This is a genomic window from Colwellia sp. MB02u-10 (assembly GCF_014077185.1).
In the GTDB taxonomy this organism is placed as follows: domain Bacteria; phylum Pseudomonadota; class Gammaproteobacteria; order Enterobacterales; family Alteromonadaceae; genus Cognaticolwellia.
Window position 1 is genome coordinate 1 of the sequence record NZ_JACGVK010000024.1, and the last position, 289, is coordinate 289.

The following is a 289-nucleotide window of genomic DNA, read 5'->3' on the forward strand; positions in this document are numbered from 1 at the left end:
CGGACTTTAGTCCGTCAACCGCACAGCGAATACAAAACGCAGTAGGGTAAAGCGAAACAGACAAAGAATCTGAAAGCTGTTTTTTATAGCTGACAGCTCAAAACTTTAAACTGACAACTGTTTTTTAAAACCTGATGGACTAAAGTCCAACCTACATCGAGCCCACGGGTGATAATGTAGGTTTAGGGAATTGTTTTGTAGGTCGGACTTTAGTCCGTCAACCGCACAGCGAATACAAAACGCAGTAGGGTAAAGCGAAACAGACAAAGAATCTGAAAGCTGTTTTTTA

General features: G+C 41.5%; 1 protein-coding gene. It reads right to left on the reverse strand.

The genetic code is table 11. The features are described 5' to 3' along the window. Nucleotides 1-105: 105 nt before the first annotated feature. The coding region (locus tag H4J59_RS19135) for a hypothetical protein (RefSeq protein WP_220469673.1) at nucleotides 106-289 on the reverse strand (184 nt) is incomplete at its 5' end.